General features: G+C 60.9%; 17 protein-coding genes and 1 tRNA gene. 11 read left to right on the forward strand and 7 right to left on the reverse strand.

What is annotated here, in order from left to right; translation table 11 throughout:
* Positions 1–16: 16 nt before the first annotated feature.
* On the reverse strand, positions 17–1,840 hold the full coding sequence (locus tag GTW25_RS14815) for an ATP-binding protein (protein WP_252912997.1): 1,824 nt from the start codon (positions 1,838–1,840) through the stop codon (positions 17–19).
* A gap of 311 nt (positions 1,841–2,151) precedes the next feature.
* On the opposite strand from GTW25_RS14815, the gene GTW25_RS14820 reads away from it, so the two are divergent.
* The 5 genes from GTW25_RS14820 (at position 2,152) to GTW25_RS14840 (ending at position 7,125) form a co-directional block, all read left to right on the forward strand.
* Entirely contained in the window at positions 2,152–3,939 is a 1,788-nt protein-coding gene (locus GTW25_RS14820; RefSeq protein ID WP_290128053.1) for an acetolactate synthase 3 large subunit, read from the forward strand.
* A gap of 57 nt (positions 3,940–3,996) precedes the next feature.
* On the forward strand, positions 3,997–4,569 hold the full coding sequence (gene ilvN / locus GTW25_RS14825; RefSeq protein WP_252913000.1) for an acetolactate synthase small subunit: 573 nt from the start codon (positions 3,997–3,999) through the stop codon (positions 4,567–4,569).
* Positions 4,570–4,573: 4 nt separating this feature from the next.
* Positions 4,574–5,269 (forward strand): SEL1-like repeat protein, encoded by a 696-nt coding sequence (locus GTW25_RS14830; RefSeq protein ID WP_252913001.1) that lies wholly within the window; start codon positions 4,574–4,576, stop codon positions 5,267–5,269.
* A 35-nt stretch (positions 5,270–5,304) separates the two neighbouring features.
* Positions 5,305–5,901: a LysE family translocator gene (locus tag GTW25_RS14835; RefSeq protein ID WP_252913002.1), complete on the forward strand. Its 597-nt coding sequence runs from the start codon at positions 5,305–5,307 to the stop codon at positions 5,899–5,901.
* 96 nt (positions 5,902–5,997) lie between these two features.
* Positions 5,998–7,125 carry an ATP-dependent DNA helicase gene (locus GTW25_RS14840; RefSeq protein ID WP_252913004.1) on the forward strand — a complete coding sequence of 376 codons (1,128 nt, stop codon included), beginning with the start codon at positions 5,998–6,000 and terminating at the stop codon, positions 7,123–7,125.
* 4 nt (positions 7,126–7,129) lie between these two features.
* On the opposite strand, the gene GTW25_RS14845 is transcribed toward GTW25_RS14840, so the two are convergent.
* Entirely contained in the window at positions 7,130–7,537 is a 408-nt protein-coding gene (locus tag GTW25_RS14845) for a SpoIIAA family protein (RefSeq protein ID WP_252913006.1), read from the reverse strand.
* 111 nt (positions 7,538–7,648) lie between these two features.
* Between GTW25_RS14845 and GTW25_RS14850 the strand changes: the two genes are divergently transcribed.
* Together GTW25_RS14850 and GTW25_RS14855 are read left to right on the forward strand one after the other, a co-directional pair.
* Positions 7,649–8,389, forward strand: coding sequence for a pyridoxine 5'-phosphate synthase (locus GTW25_RS14850; RefSeq protein WP_252913008.1), 741 nt, complete (start codon positions 7,649–7,651; stop codon positions 8,387–8,389).
* A 99-nt stretch (positions 8,390–8,488) separates the two neighbouring features.
* A complete protein-coding gene (locus GTW25_RS14855) occupies positions 8,489–10,390 on the forward strand; it encodes a potassium transporter Kup (RefSeq protein ID WP_252913010.1) in 1,902 nt (633 codons plus the stop codon).
* Between the two features lies 1 nt (position 10,391).
* Here the strand turns inward: GTW25_RS14855 and GTW25_RS14860 are convergent, their stop codons facing one another.
* Both GTW25_RS14860 and GTW25_RS14865 read right to left on the reverse strand, forming a co-directional pair.
* Complete coding sequence (locus GTW25_RS14860; protein ID WP_252913011.1) at positions 10,392–10,850, reverse strand: hypothetical protein; 459 nt, start codon at positions 10,848–10,850, stop codon at positions 10,392–10,394.
* 96 nt (positions 10,851–10,946) lie between these two features.
* The gene (locus GTW25_RS14865) at positions 10,947–11,495 is read right to left on the reverse strand and encodes a VWA domain-containing protein (protein WP_252913012.1); all 549 of its coding nucleotides are present in this window, start codon (positions 11,493–11,495) and stop codon (positions 10,947–10,949) included.
* A gap of 135 nt (positions 11,496–11,630) precedes the next feature.
* Here GTW25_RS14865 and GTW25_RS14870 point away from each other — a divergent pair, with 135 nt between their 5' ends.
* A complete protein-coding gene (locus tag GTW25_RS14870; RefSeq protein WP_252913014.1) occupies positions 11,631–12,287 on the forward strand; it encodes a TetR/AcrR family transcriptional regulator C-terminal domain-containing protein in 657 nt (218 codons plus the stop codon).
* Between the two features lie 14 nt (positions 12,288–12,301).
* Positions 12,302–13,321 carry a ketol-acid reductoisomerase gene (gene ilvC / locus GTW25_RS14875; RefSeq protein ID WP_252913015.1) on the forward strand — a complete coding sequence of 340 codons (1,020 nt, stop codon included), beginning with the start codon at positions 12,302–12,304 and terminating at the stop codon, positions 13,319–13,321.
* Between the two features lie 72 nt (positions 13,322–13,393).
* On the opposite strand, the gene GTW25_RS14880 is transcribed toward ilvC, so the two are convergent.
* Both GTW25_RS14880 and GTW25_RS14885 read right to left on the reverse strand, forming a co-directional pair.
* The gene (locus tag GTW25_RS14880) at positions 13,394–13,678 is read right to left on the reverse strand and encodes a PilZ domain-containing protein (RefSeq protein WP_252913017.1); all 285 of its coding nucleotides are present in this window, start codon (positions 13,676–13,678) and stop codon (positions 13,394–13,396) included.
* A gap of 69 nt (positions 13,679–13,747) precedes the next feature.
* Positions 13,748–14,161 (reverse strand): BA14K family protein, encoded by a 414-nt coding sequence (locus tag GTW25_RS14885; protein WP_252913019.1) that lies wholly within the window; start codon positions 14,159–14,161, stop codon positions 13,748–13,750.
* A gap of 219 nt (positions 14,162–14,380) precedes the next feature.
* On the opposite strand from GTW25_RS14885, the gene GTW25_RS14890 reads away from it, so the two are divergent.
* Together GTW25_RS14890 and GTW25_RS14895 are read left to right on the forward strand one after the other, a co-directional pair.
* Positions 14,381–14,456: transfer RNA gene (locus GTW25_RS14890), tRNA-Lys, on the forward strand.
* Positions 14,457–14,716: 260 nt separating this feature from the next.
* On the forward strand, positions 14,717–15,760 hold the full coding sequence (locus GTW25_RS14895; RefSeq protein WP_252913020.1) for a rhamnan synthesis F family protein: 1,044 nt from the start codon (positions 14,717–14,719) through the stop codon (positions 15,758–15,760).
* A 49-nt stretch (positions 15,761–15,809) separates the two neighbouring features.
* Here the strand turns inward: GTW25_RS14895 and GTW25_RS14900 are convergent, their stop codons facing one another.
* Positions 15,810–16,421 carry a rhamnan synthesis F family protein gene (locus tag GTW25_RS14900; RefSeq protein WP_504928254.1) on the reverse strand — a complete coding sequence of 204 codons (612 nt, stop codon included), beginning with the start codon at positions 16,419–16,421 and terminating at the stop codon, positions 15,810–15,812.
* Between the last annotated feature and the right edge of the window lie 372 nt (positions 16,422–16,793).

The raw sequence follows: 16,793 nt of genomic DNA on the forward strand, positions 1-16,793 counted from the left end.
GGGGCGCTAAGGCCATTCAATCCTCGTAAAGACGCCGCAGGGAATCGTCTTTCGGATAGCGACGCGTGGCGGATAGCGGGCCGGACCGGGCCAGGGCGGGCGGCGGTGCGTCGAGGGCGGCGGCCAGGCGCTCGAACGGATCGAATCCTACCGGATCGACATCATCGGGCACCAGAACGGGCGTATCCCCGCGCAATCCCTTGACCAGCGCATGCAGGTCTATTTCGTCCGCACCGGCATCGAAATCTGCCGCATCCAACGCGCGGCCGGGCAATTCGTCCGGTTTCAGCGTCTCGAATTTCATGCGCATCGTGGTTGCGACGCCTTCGCCGAACGCGATCGCCTCGCGCTGGCCCATCGAGGACAGGAAGGCGAGGGTGGAAGCCGAGGAGTCGGCGATCGCCGAGCGGATGATCTCCTGATCGCGCTCGTTGGCGAGCCGCATGGCGAAAATCGTCGAGCATTGTGAAAGCACGGTCGGATCGAGCTCGCCGGGACGCTGCGTGACCACGCCGAGATAGGCTCCGTATTTACGCCCCTCCTTGGCGATCCGCGACAGCGCGTGGCGGGTGGGCGCGAAGCCCAGCCGATGGTCGGCGGGCATGTAGCGATGCGCTTCCTCGCACAGGACGAGAAGCTTGAGCTTGCCCTGCGAGCCGGCGGCCAGATCGAAGGCGAGCCGCGCGAGGACCGAACAGACCGAATTGACCACTTCGGAGGGAAGGCCGGCCAGTTCGAAGCAGGTGATCGTCTTGCCGTGATGAGGGATGCGGAAAATCTTGCCGATCGCCTCGTGGATCGTATCCTCGATCAAGCGGGACGCGAACATGAAGCGATACCGCGGATCGGCAAGGGCGGATTCGATCCGCGCCCTCAGCGCGCGGCAGTAAGGCCGGTCGGCCTTGGATTCCAGCATGCCCGTGCGCTCGTCGATGAGCTTGATGAGATCGACCATGCGGTAGGGAACGGGCGTGTCGGCGGTGACCGACATGGTATCGGCACCGCGCCGAAGAAGGCCCGCGGCGCCGGACGGGCGATTGTAGCGGTTCTTGGCGAGTGGAATGAGGTCCCGCAGGAGGTCGATTTCCTCGGCAACCGGTTCGCGACCCCGGAAAAGCACCTCGCTCAGTTCTTCAAGGCGAAAGACCCAGAAGGGCAGGTCGAGCGAATTGGGATCGATGCGGATCGATTGATGGGGGAAGGCGGAATGGAATTCGTTATGCGGATCGAGGATCAGAACGCGCAGATTGGGATTAGCCTCGATCGCCTTGCGCAATACGAGCGCCACCGCGCTCGACTTGCCGACGCCTGTCGTTCCCAATACCGCGAAATGGCGGCTGAGCGTCGTATCCATCGCGATGCGGGCGAAAATCTGCTCGTCCTGCGAAAGCCGCCCGATCGAGACGGCCGCGCGGCCCGCCAGATCATAAACCGCCTCCAGATCGCGCGAGCGGATGCGGTGCGCGATGGCGCCGACATGCGGGTAGAGCGTGATACCGCGATCGAAGGTCGGCTTGCCCGCCGCGTCACGGACTTCGCCGACAAGTTCGACGCGCACGATGAGTGCATTGTCGGCGCTCTCGTTCCACTCGGCATGCGGCGTCTCGATCTCGTAAACGAGGCCGACGGTGCGGGCGACGCCCAGATTGATCGAGATCATGCGCCCGACGGCCCAAAGTCCATCCGTTTCCGACTGGGTTCCGTCCGCAATCGCGGCAATCGTGGCTCGTGCGCCGTCGCACTGGACGACGCGGCCGAGAACGCGCGACTGGGGCTGAAGCGCATCTCGACGCTCCTGACTGATCGTGTCGCCTTGCGGCCCCGTTCGTTCCACATACATTGCGCGCATTCCCCGATTGCCGGCACATATTAGCCCCTTCGGGTTAAGTACGGGTTGGGGTGGATGGTTCATCGCGGGTTAATCGAGGGCCAGGGCGCAATGAAATTGCGTTGCGCAAGGCATTGACAGTCGTTTCGTGCTGCGCCTAATGTGCGCGCCATGATCAATGCAGCACTCATTCTCGTAGTAGGAAGGCGCGTGGGCAAGGCGGTGTAACCGCCGGGCGAAAGCACCCCATGCGCGATGCAGGCTCCCACAAGGGGGCCTTTTTTGTTTTCAGAAGCCAAAACATCAGATGACGGACCAGAACGATGAACAGCGCCAGGCACGATAGCGGACGACGGGAAATGACCGGAGCGGAGATGGTCGTCCAGGCGCTGCGCGACAACGGGGTCGAGCATCTCTTCGGCTATCCGGGCGGCGCCGTCCTTCCGATCTACGACGAACTTTTCCAGCAGGAAGATATCCAACACATCCTTGTGCGACACGAACAAGGGGCGGGGCATGCAGCCGAAGGCTATGCGCGCTCGACCGGCAAGGCGGGCGTGATGCTGGTCACCTCCGGGCCGGGCGCGACGAATGCCGTCACCCCGCTTCAGGACGCACTGATGGATTCCATTCCCCTGGTGTGCATCAGCGGGCAGGTTCCGACGCCGCTGATCGGCTCCGATGCGTTCCAGGAATGCGACACCGTCGGCATCACGCGCCCCTGCACCAAGCACAACTGGCTGGTTAAGGACGTCAACAAGCTTTCGGCAATCCTGCACGAGGCGTTTCACGTCGCCACTACCGGCCGTCCCGGTCCCGTCGTGGTCGATATCCCGAAGGACGTCCAGTTCGCAAAAGGCGTCTACACGCCGCCCCAGACGGCACCGCGCACGAGCTATCACCCCAATGTTCAAGGTGACATGGAGGCGATCAAGGCCGCCGTCGAGATGATGGCAAACGCCAAGCGCCCCGTCATCTATTCAGGCGGCGGGGTGATCAATTCGGGAGCGGAAGCGAGCCATCTGCTGCGCGAACTCGTCGAACTGACCAATTTCCCCATCACGTCCACATTGATGGGGCTCGGCGCCTATCCGGCATCGGGCAAGAACTGGCTCGGCATGCTGGGCATGCATGGCACCTACGAAGCCAACATGACCATGCACGATTGCGACGTGATGCTGTGCATCGGCGCGCGCTTCGACGACCGCATCACCGGGCGGCTCGACGCGTTCTCGCCGAATTCGAAGAAAATCCACATCGATATCGACCCATCCTCGATCAACAAGAACGTGCCTGCCGACGTGCCCATCATCGGCGATGTCGGCCGCGTGATGGAAGATATGGTGCGGCTGTGGCGCGCGACGGCGCGTGCGGACAAGGCGCGCCTGTCGCCGTGGTGGGAGCAGATCGAGAAATGGCGCGCGCGCGAGTCGCTCGCCTACCGGCCGAACGACGATGTCATCATGCCCCAATATGCGATCCAGCGGCTCTACGAACTGACGAAGGGCCGCGAAACCTACATCACGACCGAGGTCGGCCAGCACCAGATGTGGGCTGCCCAGCATTTCGGGTTCGAGCAGCCCAATCGCTGGATGACGTCGGGCGGTCTCGGTACGATGGGTTATGGTCTGCCGGCCGCTCTGGGTGTCCAGATCGCGCATCCCGACGCGCTCGTGATCGACATCGCGGGTGACGCTTCGGTGCAGATGACGATGCAGGAAATGTCGGCGGCGGTGCAGTATGAAGCGCCGATCAAGATCTTTATCCTGAACAATCAGTATATGGGCATGGTACGCCAGTGGCAGCAGCTTCTCCACGGCAACCGCCTGTCGCACTCCTATACCGAGGCGATGCCGGATTTCGTCCTGATGGCGCAGGCTTTCGGCGCACACGGCATTCGCTGCGAAAAGCCGGGCCAGCTCGACGATGCGATCCAGGAGATGATCGATGTGAAGAAACCGGTGATCTTCGATTGCCGGGTCGCGAATCTCGCCAATTGCTTCCCGATGATCCCCTCCGGCAAGGCGCATAACGAGATGCTCCTGCCCGACGAGGCGACCGACGAGGCCGTGGCGAACGCAATCGATGCGAAGGGACGAGCGCTGGTTTGACAGAAGACGTGTCAAACCAGCCGATTGACCAGATTTCCTGACAAAGAGATTCAGACAATGAACGCCCATCTTCAACCGACCGGTTCCGCCTATTTCATCGCCAAGGAAACCGAACAGCCCGTCACCCACACACTTTCCGTGCTCGTCGACAACGAACCGGGCGTGCTCGCCCGCGTGATCGGCCTGTTTTCAGGACGCGGCTACAATATCGACAGCCTGACGGTGTCGGAGACCGAGCATGAACGGCATTTGTCGCGCATCACGATCGTGACGCGCGGCACGCCGCACGTCCTCCAGCAGATCAAGCACCAGCTCGAACGCATCGTGCCGGTCCACCGTGTCAACGACCTCAGCGTGATCGCCGCCGAGCGCGGACATGAGCGTCCGCTCGAGCGCGAACTGGCGCTGGTCAAGGTCGCCGGAACGGGCAATGACCGGGTCGAGGCGTTGCGCCTTGCCGAGGCGTTCAACGCCAAGGTTTCGGACGCGACGACCGAGCATTTCATTTTCGAGATGACGGGCAAGAGCAACAAGGTGGATCAGTTTATCTCCATCATGCAGCCGCTCGGCCTCGTCGAGATCTGCCGAACCGGCGTCGCGGCGATGAACCGCGGCCCCGAAGGCATGTAGGACGGTGCTGCGCCGCCTCGTCCTTTGCGCCGCACTGGCATTTGCCGCAGGATCCGCGCTCGCCCAGACGGACGAGGCGGGGACGCTCGAAGAGCGACTGGAGCAAGTCTATGAGACGATGGACGCCGATGCGACCTTCGTCGGGCAGTATGCCCAGTGCCCGGCCGACATCCATGCCACGCAGCGCTCATTGTGGCGCTTCATCGTGCCGGACGAGAGCCTGTCCGACGCGGTATGCGAGGAGGCGACGATGTCCTGCTACGAGCGCTGCACGCAAAGCGCGGCGGGCGGCGCCTGCTTCAGTCTGGCGCGCGTTATTCAGCGGCGCGGCGGAGAGGACGGGTCACCGTATCACCAGCAGCTTTTCGCTCGTTCCTGCGCGAACGGTTTTGCCGCGGGCTGCACCAATCGCGGCGCGGGCATCCGTAACGGCGATCATCGGGGCGACCCTTTCGCCGATCTGGAGCGTGGAACGGTCGAAGCCTGCCTCTACCGCAGCTTCAAGGTCGCCTGTGAAGGTGATGATCCCTGGGGGTGCACGATGCATGGCAGGTCGTATCAAAGCGGCGAAGGCGTCGCGCAGGACGGCGAGCAGGCGGCCCGTCATTTCCGGCGTGCATGTAACTTGAGCCCGAACGGCGAAGCTTGCCGAAACGCGCGGGTCGGTCTCGACGATCTGGGTGTAGCGAACTCCGACTGAGAGCCGATCGCTTTTCTCTTTTTCTTGAGACTCCAATGTCGCCTGAAACGTTATTTGCCATCATCGTCTTCGCCTTCGTGTCGTCGATCACGCCCGGCCCGAACAATTTCATGCTTCTGGCGTCCGGCGTGAATTTCGGATTCCGCCGTACGATCCCGCATATGTGCGGTATCGGTGCCGGCTTCTTCACGCTTCTTATGGGCGTCGGCTTCGGACTTGGCGCGCTGTTCACGACCTTTCCGCAATTGCATATCGTGCTGAAGATCGTCGGCGGGCTCTACCTGCTTTGGCTGGCCTGGAAGATCGCGACAGCACGATCGCTGTCGTCCGAAAAGGGCGCCAAAGCCCGGCCCATGACCTTCATGGAAGCCGCCGCCTTCCAATGGGTCAATCCAAAGGCATGGATCATGGCTGTGACGGGCATGGCGCTGTTCACGCGGCCTGACGCGCCTTATCTCTCGGTCTTCTTCGTCGCCGCAGCCTTTGCGCTGGTGAACTTCCCGAGTGTTTCGACATGGGCCGGGTTCGGAACGGCCTTGCGCGGTTTTCTTGCCGATCCCGTGCGGCTGAAGTGGTTCAACGTCACCATGGGCGTGCTGCTCGCGGCGTCGGTGGTGCCGATGTTGTGGTGAATGTGGAATTCACTTGATCGATGTTCCTGATGCGTTCTAATTAAGCGACTGTTTTTCGGCGTTGCATCTCAACGACGAATCCTGCGAAGGAACCGCATGAATTTTTCTCCCCAGCAGGACGAAGCGCTTCAGGCTGTCGCCAAATGGCTCAAGAGCGGGCGACCGCAGGTCTTTCGCCTGTTCGGCTATGCGGGCACCGGCAAGACGACGCTGGCGCGCCATTTTGCCGATCATGTCGACGGGCAGGTTCAGTTCGCTGCATTTACGGGCAAAGCGGCACAGGTGCTTCGTTCGAAAGGTGCATTGAACGCACGCACGATCCACTCGCTGATCTACCGGCCGCGCGGCGAGGAAGCGGTCGCGGACGAGACGACGGGCAAGACCTCGATCAACCCGACATTCTCGCTGAACCGGCAAAGCCCGATCGCGAAGGCGAAGCTCGTCGTGATCGACGAATGCTCAATGGTCGACGAGGCGCTCGGCGGGGATTTGATGACGTTCGGCACGCCCATTCTCGTTCTGGGCGATCCCGCGCAGCTTCCGCCGATTTCGGGCGGCGGGTTCTTCACCGAGCATGAGCCCGACTACCTCCTGACCGAAATTCACCGGCAGGCGCAGGACAATCCGATCATCCGGCTGGCGATGGACGTGCGCGAGGGGCGCGAATTCGTCAATGGCGACTACGGCCGCGCGCAGGTGATCGGCCGCGACGAGGTCAATCAGGACCTCGTGCTGGAAGCCGACCAGGTTCTGGTAGGCACCAACCGCACGCGCCGACGCTACAACCAGCGCCTGCGGCAGTTGAAGGGCTTCGAGGCGTCCTATCCGCAAGCCGGCGACAAGCTGGTTTGCCTTCGCAACGATCCGGCGAAAGGGCTTCTCAACGGCTCGCTCTGGAAGGTGATGACGTCATCGCGTGAGACGGTGAAGCCCGGCATCAATCTGCTCGTCTCTCCGGAGGAAGACGATCCCGATCGCGGCGTGGCGAAGATCAAGCTGCTCAAAGCTGCCTTCGACGATCCGGACGCCGATATTCCCTGGCAGCAGAAGAAGCGCTTCGACGATTTCGATTTCGGCTATGCGTTGACCGTCCATAAGGCGCAGGGCTCGCAATGGGACAAGGTCGTCCTCTTCGACGAAAGCTATGCCTTCAAGGATACAAGGCAGCGCTGGCTCTATACGGCGATTACGCGCGCGGCCGAAAATCTGACCATCGTGCGGTAGGCGGTCAGATTTTCTGCGGGATTTCCCGTGCGCCGATCCATTCCCAGGCGTCGGCTTCGTCCTTGATGTCGAAATGCCTGAGCTCGACGGGAAGTTCGGGTTCGAAGAAGCCCGCGACGCGCCCGGTCCAGTCAGGATCGCCAATAGCGGCGCAGCGCCGCACATGCTGGACGGCATGGAGCCGGCCTTCATCCGTCGTCTCACCGGAGACGTTATCCCATTCGATGCCTTCGTAATTTTTCAGGCGTACAACCACGTCGAGCTTGTCGTGCAGGGCATAGGCACCTTCCATCAGCCCGTAGAGATTTTCCACGTCCGCGCCCGTCACATAGCCGATGATTTCGATAGCAAAGACGTCTGTGCGGTCGGTTTCAATGCGGCGAATGGCGGGCACGCGGTCGAGGGATTGCATCAGGACTCCGATTGCTGGACCAAAAATCTCATCGGGTTGAACACGTTTCGGGGCCTGTTCGTTCCGCAAAAGGGCCATTAGAACGGGTGGAGAACCAAGGAGGGCACACGCGTGGCGACACAACTTTCGGTCAATTTGAATGCCGTCGCCATGCTGCGCAACCGGCGCGATCTGCCGTGGCCGAGCGTGGTGGATCTCGGTCGCATCGCACTGGCGTCGGGCGCGCATGGCCTGACGGTGCATCCGCGTCCCGACCAGCGCCATACGCGCTTTTCCGATTTGCCCGAGTTGCGGGCACTGATCGACGACGAATTTCCAAAGGCGGAGTTCAATATCGAGGGCTATCCCAATTCGCAGTTTCTCGATCTGGTCGAAGAGAACGCGCCGGAGCAGGTGACGCTGGTGCCTGACGACCCGTCGCAGCCGACATCCGACCATGGCTGGAATTTCGTCGAACACGCGGAATTCCTGACGCCGATCGTCAAGCGGCTGAAGGCATCGGGCATGCGCGTGTCGCTGTTCGCCGATCCCGATCCGGCCGGCCTTGACGCCGCGCGGGCAACGGGCGCCGACCGTGTCGAGCTTTACACCGGGCCTTACGGTGCTTCACATCAAGATTCCGGGCAAGCCGCCAAGGAACTGGAAAGACTGGCGAAAACCGCCGAGGCTGCTATCGCGCTCGGTCTTGATGTGAATGCCGGTCACGACCTCACAGTTGCCAATCTCAAGCCATTGGTGGGGCGTATACCGGCAATTGCGGAAGTTTCGATCGGACATGGGCTGACGGCCGACGCTCTGGAATACGGGATGGCCGAAACGGTGCGCCGGTTCCTGCGTTCCTGCAAAGGATAACGCCGCGACGCGCATCGACCTATGCGGTTCACGAAAAATCCGCGATTGTGCTTGCGGGCAGCGGACATATAGCCGCCGTCCTTCGAGAAAGGACCCGGCATGCAGGCGTCGGTCGAAACGTCTCCTCAGACATCGCCGCTCAGAAAGCGGCAGGGCACCGGTGCGCTGGCGCTGGCCGCGATAGGTGTCGTTTACGGCGATATCGGAACAAGCCCGATCTATGCCCTGCGTGAGGCTATGCGCGCCACTGCAAGTCCGGAACGTTCGACCGATGTCGAAGTGATGGGCGTTCTGTCGATCATCGTCTGGTCGTTGACGCTTATCGTCACGATCAAATATGTGCTGATCGTGCTGCGGGCGGACAATAACGGCGAGGGCGGCACGCTTTCGCTGATGGCGCTCGCCCGGCAGAATGCCGGCCGGTTTTCGCCCGGCGTGATGCTGCTCGGCATGATCGGGGCGGGTCTTTTTCTAGGTGATGCGCTGATTACGCCTGCGATATCCGTCCTGTCCGCGGTGGAGGGTCTGGAAGTCGCGACGCCGACATTCGCGCCCTACGTTATTCCGATCACGGTTGTGATTCTCGTCGCGCTGTTCATCGTTCAAAAGCGCGGAACGGCATCGGTCGCCAGCGTCTTCGGTCCGATCACGGCGTGCTGGTTTCTGGTGCTGGGCGGATTGGGGCTTTGGCATATCATCGCTGCGCCTCAAGTGCTGGCCGCGCTCAATCCTTCCTACGCGGTCGGGTTCCTTTTCAGCCACTCAGCAGTTGCTTTCGCGGTGATCGGCGCAGCTTTTCTGGCTGTGACGGGTGCCGAGGCGATCTACGCCGATCTTGGCCATTTTGGGCGCAAGCCGATCGTTCTCGCCTGGTTCGGGCTCGTCTTCCCGGCACTGTTGCTCAATTATTTCGGGCAGGGGGCCTTCATACTTACCCATGACGAGGTGGCGGAGCAGCCCTTGTTCCAGATGGTGCCCGAGTGGGGTGTACTGCCGCTGGTCGTTCTGGCTACCGTTGCAACGATCATCGCAAGCCAGGCCGTCATCACCGGTACGTTTTCGCTGGCGAGTCAGGCGATCCAACTCGGCATTCTTCCCCGGTTCGCCATTTTTCACACGTCGGACACACAGTCCGGCCAGATTTTCATGCCGCAAATCAACGGGCTTCTTCTGATCGGCGTCGTGATTCTGGTTCTCGAATTCGGCTCGTCAAGCGCGCTGGCGGGGGCTTACGGCATTTCGGTTACCGGTGAGATGGTGGTGACGGCGCTGCTGCTCATGGTCGTGCTGCGCAAATCATGGAAGTGGCCGCTTGTCGCTGTCGTGGCTCTGGTCGTGCCGTTTCTTCTGCTGGACCTGGTCTTCCTTGCAGCCAATTCGCTCAAGTTTCTGGAAGGCGGCTGGGTGTCCGTCGGTGTCGCGCTCGCGGCGATGGTCGTCATGATGACGTGGCGGCGCGGCAGCGCCCTGCTTTTTCGCAAGACCCGCAAGAGCGAGGTTCCGCTGGATGTCCTGACGAACAATCTTGCCAAAAACCGTCCCACCATTGTGTCGGGAACGGCTGTGTTCCTGACCAGCGATCCCGAAAGCGCACCGACAGCGCTGATGCACAGTCTCAAGCACTACAAGGTGCTTCACGAGCGCAACATCATCCTGACGGTCGCGACGGTGGAAACGCCGCGCGTGAGCCGGGAGGAGCGGATCAAGGTCGAATCGATCAACGATCTGTTCGTGCGCGTCGTGCTGTATTTCGGCTATGCCGAGCGGCCCAACGTGCCGAAAGGACTGGCGCGCTGTCAGATCCCCGGCTGGCAGTTCGATATCATGACCACGTCGTTCTTTCTGTCCCGCCGCACGCTCAAGGCGTCCAGCCAGTCGGCGATGCCGAAATGGCAGGACCGGCTCTACATCGCGCTTGCGCGCAATGCGTCCGATGCCACGGCCTATTTCCAGATCCCGAGCGGGCGCGTCGTGGAAATCGGAACGCAATTGGTGATCTGATCTAGTCGTTCATGGTGTCTTCGGCGCCTTCGAGATCGGCATCGACCGTGGCAATGAAGGCGTCAAGCTCCGTCTGGCGCTCGACAAGCCTTTCGCGGACAAAAGCGACCGCTTCATTGTCGGTCAGGCCCCTGCGAAGGAGGCTGTTGGAAATCGTCGTGAAATTGATGTTTTCGTTGCTGCCGGCACGTCTGACACATGCCGACGCCTGGTTCTTGGCCGTATCGGATTGAATCCTGTTCATATTCCTGACGGTCATCGTGCCGAGCTCGAACTGGGTCTGTCTTAACTGGTTTCCCAGTTCGATTCTGAGCCGCTCGCGTAGTTGGGCGGCGTTCGATGCGGCCGCGAACATGCCGCCACCGGCCGATGCTACGTCCTCAAGGGCGCGCCGATCCCGTTCCGACACGTCGAAGCCGATGATGTTGACGACCGCATTGATGTCGGATCCGCGCAGCAAGCGAGCGGCCTCGACGGATCGCCGCCACAGGTTTCCAGCCCGTCCGAAACCACGAAAACCACCTGCTCCCCTTCGCTTGCAGCGGGCACAAGCGCTTCACCCGCCGCCGGGATGGCCGCGGCGAGGGGTGTTCCTCCCGGTCGCGTCGGACGCGTCGAGCGCCGACCTCAATGCTTTGCGATCCAGCGTCGCCGTCTCGTGGACCATCTCCACGCCACGGCAGGATTCCTGCCTGCCGCTATTCTGATTATTTCCGGTATGACCGAAAGCAAGGATGCCAATCTCGGCATCCTCCGGCACACCATCCAGAAAGCGCGAGACTGCGTTCTTGGCCGCATCCATCTTGCGGCCCCCGCCGACCCGTCCGGCCATCGAGCCGGATGCATCGAGTGCGATCACGGCGCGGATCCATCGTTCTGCGGGGATTTCCTGCTGGTCGGGGCCTTCCGGTCCGTCGCGCATCACGTAGTCGGAATAGCATTCGCGAGTGTCCCGGCCGAACTGCGCGACATAGTCCTCATGCAACGCTTCACCATTCCAGAACTCGCGCTCGGTGGACAGTGACTGTGCGCTGGACGGCGAATGCGCGACTGTTGCGGTGACGAGAAGGGCGCTCGCGGCGGCAAGGCGGATCGAATGCTGCATCCTGATGCGTCTCTTTTTACAACCGTGAGTTGTTATGTCGCGAATGTGGCCATAGCTCGTCACCCGATTGACAGGAGCAGGTGAACTCATTATCAGAACCGTACCGTACGGTACTTAAGCGGATGGCAATCGGGCATGGAAACGGCAGGCGAACCGGATTGGACACAGCGTCAGATAGACGTTCTCGACGCCGTTCTCGACTTGCTCGTCTCCGGCGGAGACGCACTGACGACCGCCGCCGTCGCCCGTAAGGCGAATTGCTCCAAGGAAACGCTCTACAAGTGGTTCGGCGATCGTGACGGGCTGCTTGCGGCAACAGTTCGCTGGCAGGCATCGCGCGTTCGGGCGGGCAATTTCGACGCGCAGCATCTCGATGCGTCGCAACTGCGCGAAAGCCTCGAAGCCTTCGCGGTCAACTGGCTCACCGTCATCACCAGTCGAAACTCGATCGCGCTCAACCGCGTCGGGGTCAGCCATGCGGGTTCCGGCAAGAGCAATCTGGGGCGTATCGTGCTGGAAAACGGCCGCTTCGCCATCGGCGAGCGTGTGAAGCCGCTGCTGGAGGCGGGGCGGGCGAACGGCCTGCTCGACTTCGACGACACGGAAACGACGTTTCGCACCTTTTTCGGCCTTTTGGGCCGTGACGTTCAGATCCGGTTGCTGCTCGGCGACCGGATGGAAACGACTGACGCGGAGATCGCGCGGGATGCCGCGCGCGCGACGCAGCAGTTCTTCGCCCTTTACGGGGCATCGGATGCGCCGTCCGTGACGGCGGAGCACAAACCACACTAGGGAAGGACAAAACCATGCGCGTTTATTACGATCGCGACGCCGATCTCAATCTCATCAAGGGCAAGAAGGTCGCCATCATCGGCTACGGTTCTCAGGGGCGGGCGCATGCGCTCAACCTCAAGGATTCGGGGGCCAAGGATATCGCCATCGGCCTGAAGGCCGGTTCGGCGACCGCCAAGAAGGTCGAGGCCGACGGCCTCAAGGTCATGACCGTCGCCGAGGCCGCCAAGTGGGCGGATTTGATGATGATGGCAACGCCCGACGAGTTGCAGGCCGACATCTACCGCGACGAGATTGCGCCGAACATCCGCGACGGTGCGGCGATCGCGTTTGCGCACGGCCTCAACGTGCATTTCGGCCTGATCGAGCCGAAGTCGACCGTCGACGTGCTCATGGTCGCGCCGAAAGGGCCGGGCCATACGGTTCGCGGCGAATACCAGAAGGGCGGCGGCGTGCCATGCCTCGTCGCAGTTCATCAGGACGCGTCGGGCAATGCGCTCGACCTCGGCCTCTCCTATGCCTGCGGCGTCGGCGGCGGCCGTTCGGGCATCATCGAGACCAACTTCAAGGAAGAGTGCGAGACCGATCTGTTCGGCGAGCAGGTGGTTTTGTGCGGTGGTATCGTCGAGCTCATCCGCGCCGGTTTCGAGACGCTGGTGGAAGCCGGCTATGCGCCCGAAATGGCCTATTTCGAGTGCCTGCACGAAGTGAAGCTGATCGTCGACCTGATCTATGAAGGCGGCATCGCCAACATGAACTACTCGATCTCGAACACCGCCGAGTGGGGCGAATATGTTTCGGGCCCGCGCATCATCACTGCCGAGACGAAGAAGGAAATGAAGCGCGTGCTGGACGATATCCAGACCGGCAAGTTCACCTCCGAGTGGATGCAGGAATATCGTTCCGGCATGGCGCGCTTCAAGGGTATCCGCCGCCGCAACGACGCGCACCAGATCGAAGAGGTCGGCGAAAAGCTGCGCGGCATGATGCCGTGGATCGCCAAGAACAAGCTGGTCGACAAGGCGAAGAACTAAGCTTGCTTCCGAAGCTCATAGAAAAGGCCGCCCCAGGGCGGCCTTTTTGCTGAGCGGTCGATCTGGACCGAACTATCCGTAATGCCAGTGCGGCTTTGGTTCTTCCGCAAGGAATTCGACGCCCATTCTGTTTCCGGCACGCCAGCGGACCACCGAGCGATAGCCCTTTGCGTCGGTCGGGATGTAAAGAAGAAAATTGTCCGGGACTTGCACTTCGGCCGGAATGCGAAGCTCCGCACCTCTGGAGTGTATGTTGCGCACCGTACAGGCGATTTCGGATGTGTTGATGTCAATGATGATGGACGCGCCCTTTAAGGCGCGCTGGCGGTGCTCCGCCCGTAGATTGTCATCGTTCACAATCACCTTCCTTGCCGATGGCGCAACCTGTTCGTCAGCTTAGCAGCCCGCAAACGCTCGGACAAAGCCTCACTGGTAGGGTGAGACGCAGACCCGGCGCTGGCCACGCGGCGGCAGGAATGAATTGTCCGACGCGCGATAGGACGCGTAGCGGGTCTGACACCATTGGACATGGGCGAAGGGCAGCGTAGGCATTGTGACGGGACCGGAAACGACGCGGCGTCCGCCATAGGCATAGGGTGCGGCGGGCAGAATGGCTGCCGGATGCGGCGGGTAGAACCAGCTCGCATCGTCCAACGGATATTCGAATCCCTTGTAGGGGAGGGGCGGACTGCCGAGTTCCTCGACGATCGTGACTTGCGGTGCGATCGCCACCGGTGGCGGCGCAATGACCGGCGCGCTGCGGGATTGCAGCATATCGGCGGCATGGCCAGCGCCTGCCATCATCGATAGGGCGATTGCCGTCGAAAGAATCCGCGTCACGTCATGCTCCAAATCAGATCGTCGCCAAGATTAGCGCTGCGATCTTGTACGAAGCTTGAGGCTGGCAGCGGTTCGCACTGGGAACGTGCTGATTTGCTCCGACAAGGTGCCCAAAGGGCATTCGTTGGAGACGAAAAACTTTGGCGCAGGTGCTGGACAGGCCAAAGATGAGTGGCTATAGACGCGGCTTCTTCGAAGCGCCCCGGCGCCTCGATGGCCGGGTGATTAGCTCAGTTGGTAGAGCAGCTGACTCTTAATCAGCGGGTCGTAGGTTCGATCCCTACATCACCCACCATTTCACTTTCCCGCATTTGCGCAAGCGTCGCGAACTCGTCCAGTGCGAGTCCAGAATAGCTACTATTTGCTACTTGATTTCATCCTGATCCGAAAAGACGGTTCCGGTCCGCAATTCGTTTGCTCAGACCGTCTGCCGATGAAATGAAGAGAGTTTTCAGATACGCATATTGGAGATGGCGAGGGGTTCGGGAGCGCTATGTCGAGCCGTTCGCGACGACGCTTTGGCATCGCTTGTACGGCCGGCGCAAGATCAGGACCATGCCGGGGTACAGGAAGCCGGGAAGCAAAGTCGCGATCTACCTGATCTATCCGAAATGGACCGTCCAGCCCTCCCACATACGGTCGATGGCATACTTGGCCGAAAAGGGCTTTTCGGTAATCGTCGTCTCCAATCTGGCTTTGTCTCCAAACGATATCGACCTGCTCCGACCGCACAGCACGAGCATTATCGAACGACCCAATATCGGGTATGACTTCGGCGGGTATCAGGATGGAGTCCGCAGCATCCGAAGCTGTCGCGATGCGCTCGATCAACTGATCCTTGTCAACGATTCCACCTGGTTTCCGCTTGCGGGCAGTCGGGACTGGATCGAGGATGTATCTGCGTTGGGCGTGGATTTTGCGGGTGCTGCGTCCAATCTTGGGCTCGCACCTCTCGCCCCTGAAGAATTCCGGTCCTTCGAATGGTCCTATGAGACCGGACGGCCGCAATTTCATTATGGTTCCTACGCGTTGAGCTTTGGGAAAAAAATCCTGCGCGATGGCGCATTCTGGTCTTTCTGGGACCGGTTCCAGATTACGAACGACAAAATTCAAACGGTCCGGCGCGGAGAGGTCGGGCTTTCGCAACTCCTGATCGGTCGCGGACATAGTCATGGCTGCACGCTGGCGATGGATGATCTCGGCTCCTACGTCGCAAGCTTGTCGGACGAGCGTCTCGGGCAACTCGTCCGTGCGCTGATCATTCCTCAGGAGCGGGAACTCAGCGTAGCAAAAGCTGCCTTTCTGGCCCATGAACCGGCGTCTGCCGAATGGCGCGGTGACGCCGTCAGATTCATCTTGAATGCCATCGCCCGAACCGGAATCAGCTACGCACTGCCGGAACTGACGGTGCGGGAACTGGGATTTCCGTTTCTTAAAAAATCGCCGCTCTTTCTGGATTCCGAGGGTTGCCGGGAAACGCTTCGTATCCTGAAAATGCAGCCCGATCCGATCGGGACGGAGCTTCTGGCCGAGGCTCGGCACATGATGGGCACCGACGAGCCTGAAAGAAAGCGCCTCGTTTCAACGAAGGCGGCGTAGCGGCGACATTTTTGCCGGCCATGTTTCGGAACTGTTCCAAACCTCACAATCAAAGCGCGGATTGTGGGGGATGTCCAAGCTCGATCAATTTCCGCTGAATGACTTCGCTGTCCTGAAACGACCGCATCTTCCCGAAGAGCGATTTCTTCAGGAACGGCATGCCGGCATCGATCAGTTCGAGCGGCATGTTCAGCATCGGGTCGAGATCCGACCGGGCAGCGCCGTGCCAGAAACTTCCGACGGTGACATGGCGCGCCGCGATGCGTGCGAGTTGAACTTCCTGGCACAAGATGACGTCGGCTGCGCGATCGAACGCATGGTGAGGAAGCAAGACGGGGCTTAAATTCTCAAGCAGTTCCGCGTCGAACGATTTCATGATGAACGCATAGGACTGGATGTGATTTTCGATCACCGCCGACGACGTGAAGCCGGCAAGCCTCCAGGGCGTAGCGGCGACGAGCCTTTCGATGTCGCCGAAAGGCCCGAACACGGAATCGTTCATCATCAGGACGTCCGCCCCCGGTGACAATTCCGCGATCTGCTCCAGCCCGATCCGGTATGCGGAAAAGTCGTACCCCGACAGACCTTTCCAGATGAGGGCGTCGCTCAATTTCGTCAGATCCGGCGGGATCGTCAGAGGATCCTTCGTCGCGACGATCACCAGCAATGGAACGCCTGCCGATCGCAAGGCGTGCAGGGAATAAAGTTGCGATGCGGAAAGATCACCCTGCGGGGAGAATAGGAAACAGATGTTCCATCGCGGCGCTTGAAATACAGGCTTCAGGACGTGGTGCGTGGGCCGGGCGCGTCGTCTGCGGGAAAACCGCCAGATACGCCGCAGCTTCCAGAGAAGCGACGCGTCGCTCGGCGTAAAGGTCCACAAACGTTCAAGTTTATTGACCGGTCGGACGAGACGGGTCAAATCATCCGAAACCGATGCATCCATTCTTTCAGTCCTGCCGCCTGGTTCCGCGCGATGGTAGCCGATGCCCGTGGCGTTCACCAGTTCCGGCGTGTGCGCACACTATCGCAT

Origin of the sequence: Aliihoeflea aestuarii (assembly GCF_024105665.1) — a bacterium.
In the GTDB taxonomy this organism is placed as follows: Bacteria; Pseudomonadota; Alphaproteobacteria; order Rhizobiales; family Rhizobiaceae; genus Aliihoeflea; species Aliihoeflea aestuarii.